The organism is Embleya sp. NPDC005971 (assembly GCF_040629175.1).
GTDB lineage: Bacteria > Actinomycetota > Actinomycetes > Streptomycetales > Streptomycetaceae > Embleya.
On the sequence record NZ_JBEXUX010000155.1, the window covers coordinates 1 to 4,257 of the forward strand.

Sequence of the window (4,257 nt, forward strand, 5' to 3'; positions counted from 1 at the left end):
ATGTCCCGCTCTCCGGGGATCATCAGGTCGGGGTCGTGGATCAGGTGGTCGGCGCGCCCGGATCGGCCGTCGGACCACTCGACGTAGACGATGACCGGTCCTCCGGGCCGCTCCTGTGACCAGCCCCCGACGACTCCGTGGCGCCAGGCGCCGTCGATGGCGACGAGCACGTAGGGCCACGGTCGCCCGAGGGTGTGGTGGACGCCCGCGCTGGTGCGGTCGCCCGGGCGGGAGCGGGCGAGGCTGCGCGCGGGGGCGGGGCGGTCGATGTCCACCCCACCATGGTCTCGCATGTGTGTTCGAGTCAGTCAGGCGCGTCCGGGCCCGGCGACCACCGCTGCGGCGACCGCGCACCAGCCGATGTGCCAGGACTGGTCGAGCGCGCCGGCACCGGTCCCGAGGCAACCGGCGCTCTGTCCGAGGCGGTAGAACTCGCCCTTGCCCACCCGGCCCGCCAGGGCTTCGAGCGGCTTCCTCCTGTCGGCGACGTAGTGGGTGGCGGCCGAGACGGCGAGTCCGGCGGCGGCGCGGCGCCATCGGATGCCGAGGCCGAGGTAGCGGTCGGCGGCGGCGAGCGCGAGCGCCTGGCCGAGGGTGTAGGTGGCGACGTGGGCGGCGCAGGCGCGCCGGCCCTCGCGGCCGGGCCGGCCCTTGGCGAGGGCCTGGTCGTGGGTCTGGATCCAGTAGTCGCCGACGTGGTGGGCGGCGGTGAGGATCGCCGCGGTGGCGGCGAAGCGGGTGATCGGGTTGGTCGGGGTGGTCACGGTGCTCCTGTCCGCGCGCCGGCTGGTCCGGCGTGCTCCCCGGTCCCGGCTCGTGTTCGGGGCCGGGGAGCACGCCGGCGTCAGGCGGTGGGGATGACCCAGGCTTCGGTGACGAGGGCGGCTGCGCGGTGGGCGCGGTTCTCGATGCGGGCCTTCTTCTCGGCCCAGCCCTTGACCCATGCGGCGGTCTTGGTGGCGGGGACGGTGACGGCGAGGGTCTGGATGGTGACCGGCCGGCCGTTGATCTCGGTGGTGACGATGGTCTGGTAGGTGGTGGCCATGGTGTGCTCCCTGGTTTGCCCCGGTCCCTGCTGACGACAACTACGTTAGGCCAAGTCCACTTTGCATGTCAAGTGGACTTGGCCAACCGTGCATGGCATCTTTGGGTCATGAAAGACGAAGCAGTCCAGCGCCTCACCCAGGCCACCGAGACCCACCGCGAACGCCAGCGCCAGGAAGCCGAGTCGCTCCGCGACCTGCACGCCGCGATCGTCGCCGCCGCCGCCAGCCCAGGGACACGGCAGCGCGACATCGTCGCGATCACCGGACTCACCCGCGAACGCATCCGCCAGATCTGCAAGGCGGCCGAGGCCGAGACCCAGCCGCCCGCGGCTTCTTGACGCCCGTCACGCCTCCGCCCGGCGCATCTCCGCGACCGCCGCGATGAACCCGTCCAGCAGGACTTGGGCCTCCTCGCGGTTCGGTCGCCCGTCCCAGAAGATGGCGCGCCACAGCCGGAAGCCCTCGACGTACTCCTCGCAGGTCGGATAGGCGTATCGATGCGGGCACGAGTCCCGCTCGGCGAGCTGGTCGAGGGTGTACGGATACGACTGGTCGGTGTGCTGCTCGTCGTAGCCCCAGGGCGTGTCGCACGTGGGCCCGTGGAGGCGGCAGCCGAAGTTGATCACGCGGCGACTCCGGCCGTCCCGAGCAGCCGGGCGACGATCCCCTCGTACTCCTTGACGGGCACGGTCCTGGGGCAGCGGGTGCAGGTGATCCGGTCGCCGCCGTCCTCCCGGACGAGCGTGATCAGGTGGCAGCCGGGGCAGGGCGCCTGCAGGGGCATGAGGTCGACGGTGTCGACCGATCCTCCGAGCAGCCTGCGTGCTCCGCCGGCGAGAATGCGGACGGCCCGGCCGAGGTCGGCGGCCTGGTGCCATGCCCAGACGTCGCCGCGACGGGTGTCGCCGAGGACGCGTGCCGCCCAGCCGGCGGTGCGTCCGCGGGTTTCGATGGACCCGAGGTGGTCGAGCCAGGCGCGGGCCCAGGTGCTGAGGACCTCGTCGATCTCGTCGGCCTGGTCGAACTCGGGGCTCGGGCTGGGCGGGTCGACGCGGGTGCCTGCTCGGCCGACGTCGCCGCGGGTGGCCTGGCCGTCGGCTGCGGCGAGGAGTCGGTCGCGTTGGCCGGGGAGCCGCCAGACCATGGTGGCGAGGTCGTCGCGGCAGTCGGGGCACCAGACGGGTTCGCCGGCGCGGCGCTTGTGGGTGGGGCAGGTGGGCTGGTCGGTCTCGGTGGTCGTGTCGGCGTGGTCGAGGTGCTGCACGGTGGCCTCCGGGGCGGTACGGTCCGGGGTGTGAGTGGGACCGTGGGCCCCCGGGTGACCGGGGGCTCTCGCCGTGTCAGGGCCGGCTGGCGGCGACCTGGTCGAGGAACCTCATGCGGACGAGGTTGTGCCTCGCGTCCGCCAGGGCGTTGTGGACGCCGTCCTCCTGCTGCGGCATGTCGTCGTCGGTCAGCCCGAGCCGGGCGCACTCCTGGCGGATGTCGGCGGTCCACATGGGGATGCCGTCGGGGAGGTTGCTCATCGGGCCCCAGAGCCACGCGAGGGCGACGTGATCGAACGCGGCGTACCAGGCCCAGAGTTCGAGGTCGGGTGTTGCGGTCAGGAAGCGGCGGACCTCGTGGGCGATGTCCCTTGCGCGTTTCACGGTGCTGTCCTCGTAGTCGAACAGCCAGTGCTTCGGCATGTGGTTGCGCCGGTCGCCGTGGCCTTGCGGGAGGCTGGGGACGACGTTGTCCATGAGCCAGGGGTGCCGGCGAATCTCGCTTGCGGGCATGTTGCGGTTGACGGCGTAGTACTCGCGTCCGTCCTCGGCGACGAGGGCGATGGAGATGAGGCCGATGTTGTGGCCGTCTTCGATGAACTCGGTGTCGTAGGTGACGCGCATGTCGCTCCTTGGTGTCGAATTGATCAAGGTCTGTCGATCCGCGCAGAGGGGGCGTACCGTCTCGGATCCGGCACTCCCCCGGCCGGGCGCTGGGCCCGCGCTCCCGTCCCCCTGCGGTGAGCGGCGGGCCCTCGGCGCGTCAGGTGGCGCTGCCGTCGCGGTCGTGCTGGAGCGCGGCGACGAGCCGTTCGGTCTCCTTGGCCTGGCGCTCCAGACGGTCCACGCGGTTGAACAGGCGGATGATCGCGACGGCCGCCATGACGGTGAGGGCCAACGACGCGATCCCGTTGACGACTTCGGTGCTCATGCCTGCTCCTGGGGCCAGTGGTCGGTGAGGGGTGCGGTGTCGGTGTCCGCCGCCGGCTCGGTGTCGGGCCAGGCCCAGGGCGCGCCGCCCGGGATGGGTCGGTGGGTGCCGTTGATGACGGACTGGACGGCTTCCTCGACCTGGATGGCGGCCGGGTCGCCGAACTCGCGGGTCCAGTAGGCAAACAGGTCCCGCACGCGCTGCACGGCGGCCTCAGCCTGTTCGGCGCGCATCGTGTCCTGGTACGCCGCGGTGGTCTGCCGGGTGCAGTTGAGGCAGGTGGTCTCGAAGCTGATCGCGGCCTCGTACTCGGCAAGCTGCTGCCGCAGGTTCGCTATGCCTTCGCGGATCCGGCCGACTTCGTCCGGGCCGAGGCGGCGTTTGTGGGCGTGGTCGAGCAGGTTGTCGAGCTGCTCGGGGGTGGGCTCGGTCATCGCTGCGGCTCCTCCACCCGGTAGCCGATGACGAGGAGTTCGTCCTCGGCGGTGACGGTGATGTCGGTGGCGCGCGGGTGTTCGCGTTCGCGGGTGGCGAGGGCGACGTCGACGGCCTGGGCGACGTCGGTGACGTGGGCGGGGTGCGGGAGGGTCCACTCGTGGTGGACGACGGTGCGGGTGCGGCGTTCGGCGAGCATGTGGTCTCCGGTGGTGGGGCCGGGGCGCGTGGCCCCGGCCGGGCGGGTCGGTCAGCCGTGCTCGATGCGGCAGTTGCCGTCCTCGTCGTAGACGAGCCGCGTGCGGCAGCCGAACGCCTCGGTGAGGTTGGGGTCGTACTCGCCGGACTCGCTGTCGGTTCGGGCGGCGTCGAGGTCGTCGAGGTGGGCGGTGGCGATGGCGTGGTCGCGGCGGTCGTAGCGGCGGGGTTGGGGCATGTGCGTCTCCTGTGCTGGTGGGTACGGTCGGGGTGGCCCGCCCCGGTTGCGTCGGGGCGGGCCTTCGTGCGGTCAGGGCCGGTCGTCGAGCGCGAGCCGGTCGTCCGCCCGCTTGTTCGCCGGGTGGTGGGCGGCGATCCACGC

Annotated in this window: 11 protein-coding genes; 1 reads left to right on the plus strand and 10 read right to left on the minus strand. The window is 72.3% G+C overall.

Translation table 11 applies throughout. From position 1 onward, the window contains the following. From ABZ374_RS48050 to ABZ374_RS48060, 3 genes are all read right to left on the minus strand, one after another. The coding region (locus ABZ374_RS48050; RefSeq protein ID WP_360325036.1) for a hypothetical protein at positions 1-275 on the minus strand (275 nt) is incomplete at its 3' end. Between the two features lie 33 nt (positions 276-308). Next, complete coding sequence (locus tag ABZ374_RS48055) at positions 309-764, minus strand: hypothetical protein (RefSeq protein WP_360325038.1); 456 nt, start codon at positions 762-764, stop codon at positions 309-311. Between the two features lie 80 nt (positions 765-844). Then, positions 845-1,045 carry a hypothetical protein gene (locus ABZ374_RS48060; protein ID WP_360325041.1) on the minus strand — a complete coding sequence of 67 codons (201 nt, stop codon included), beginning with the start codon at positions 1,043-1,045 and terminating at the stop codon, positions 845-847. A 108-nt stretch (positions 1,046-1,153) separates the two neighbouring features. Between ABZ374_RS48060 and ABZ374_RS48065 the strand changes: the two genes are divergently transcribed. Further along, positions 1,154-1,384: a hypothetical protein gene (locus ABZ374_RS48065; protein WP_360325043.1), complete on the plus strand. Its 231-nt coding sequence runs from the start codon at positions 1,154-1,156 to the stop codon at positions 1,382-1,384. A gap of 6 nt (positions 1,385-1,390) precedes the next feature. Here the strand turns inward: ABZ374_RS48065 and ABZ374_RS48070 are convergent, their stop codons facing one another. The 7 genes from ABZ374_RS48070 to ABZ374_RS48100 all read right to left on the minus strand — a co-directional run bounded on the left by ABZ374_RS48070 (position 1,391) and on the right by ABZ374_RS48100 (position 4,113). Continuing rightward, a complete protein-coding gene (locus tag ABZ374_RS48070; RefSeq protein ID WP_360325046.1) occupies positions 1,391-1,672 on the minus strand; it encodes a hypothetical protein in 282 nt (93 codons plus the stop codon). Continuing rightward, positions 1,669-2,310, minus strand: a complete 642-nt coding sequence (locus tag ABZ374_RS48075; RefSeq protein WP_360325049.1) for a hypothetical protein — start codon at positions 2,308-2,310, stop codon at positions 1,669-1,671. The genes ABZ374_RS48070 and ABZ374_RS48075 overlap by 4 nt, the downstream gene beginning before the upstream one ends. Before the next feature lie 76 nt (positions 2,311-2,386). Continuing rightward, positions 2,387-2,935: a 3'-5' exoribonuclease gene (locus tag ABZ374_RS48080; protein ID WP_360325051.1), complete on the minus strand. Its 549-nt coding sequence runs from the start codon at positions 2,933-2,935 to the stop codon at positions 2,387-2,389. A 139-nt stretch (positions 2,936-3,074) separates the two neighbouring features. After that, positions 3,075-3,242: a hypothetical protein gene (locus ABZ374_RS48085; RefSeq protein ID WP_360325053.1), complete on the minus strand. Its 168-nt coding sequence runs from the start codon at positions 3,240-3,242 to the stop codon at positions 3,075-3,077. Next, a complete protein-coding gene (locus ABZ374_RS48090) occupies positions 3,239-3,676 on the minus strand; it encodes a hypothetical protein (protein ID WP_360325055.1) in 438 nt (145 codons plus the stop codon). Before ABZ374_RS48090 ends, ABZ374_RS48085 begins: the two co-directional genes overlap by 4 nt. After that, a complete protein-coding gene (locus ABZ374_RS48095; protein WP_360325058.1) occupies positions 3,673-3,876 on the minus strand; it encodes a hypothetical protein in 204 nt (67 codons plus the stop codon). The genes ABZ374_RS48090 and ABZ374_RS48095 overlap by 4 nt, the downstream gene beginning before the upstream one ends. 51 nt (positions 3,877-3,927) lie before the next feature. Beyond that, positions 3,928-4,113 carry a hypothetical protein gene (locus tag ABZ374_RS48100; protein WP_360325060.1) on the minus strand — a complete coding sequence of 62 codons (186 nt, stop codon included), beginning with the start codon at positions 4,111-4,113 and terminating at the stop codon, positions 3,928-3,930. Positions 4,114-4,257 lie beyond the last annotated feature (144 nt).

What these genes read in the sequence shown, in the direction of transcription:
- ABZ374_RS48060 (WP_360325041.1), bottom strand. Translation starts at nt 1,045, where the DNA reads ATGGCCACCACCTACCAGACCATCGTCACCACCGAGATCAACGGCCGG.
- ABZ374_RS48065 (WP_360325043.1), top strand. Translation starts at nt 1,154, where the DNA reads ATGAAAGACGAAGCAGTCCAGCGCCTCACCCAGGCCACCGAGACCCAC.
- ABZ374_RS48080 (WP_360325051.1), bottom strand. Translation starts at nt 2,935, where the DNA reads ATGCGCGTCACCTACGACACCGAGTTCATCGAAGACGGCCACAACATC.
- ABZ374_RS48085 (WP_360325053.1), bottom strand. Translation starts at nt 3,242, where the DNA reads ATGAGCACCGAAGTCGTCAACGGGATCGCGTCGTTGGCCCTCACCGTC.
- ABZ374_RS48090 (WP_360325055.1), bottom strand. Translation starts at nt 3,676, where the DNA reads ATGACCGAGCCCACCCCCGAGCAGCTCGACAACCTGCTCGACCACGCC.
- ABZ374_RS48095 (WP_360325058.1), bottom strand. Translation starts at nt 3,876, where the DNA reads ATGCTCGCCGAACGCCGCACCCGCACCGTCGTCCACCACGAGTGGACC.
- ABZ374_RS48100 (WP_360325060.1), bottom strand. Translation starts at nt 4,113, where the DNA reads ATGCCCCAACCCCGCCGCTACGACCGCCGCGACCACGCCATCGCCACC.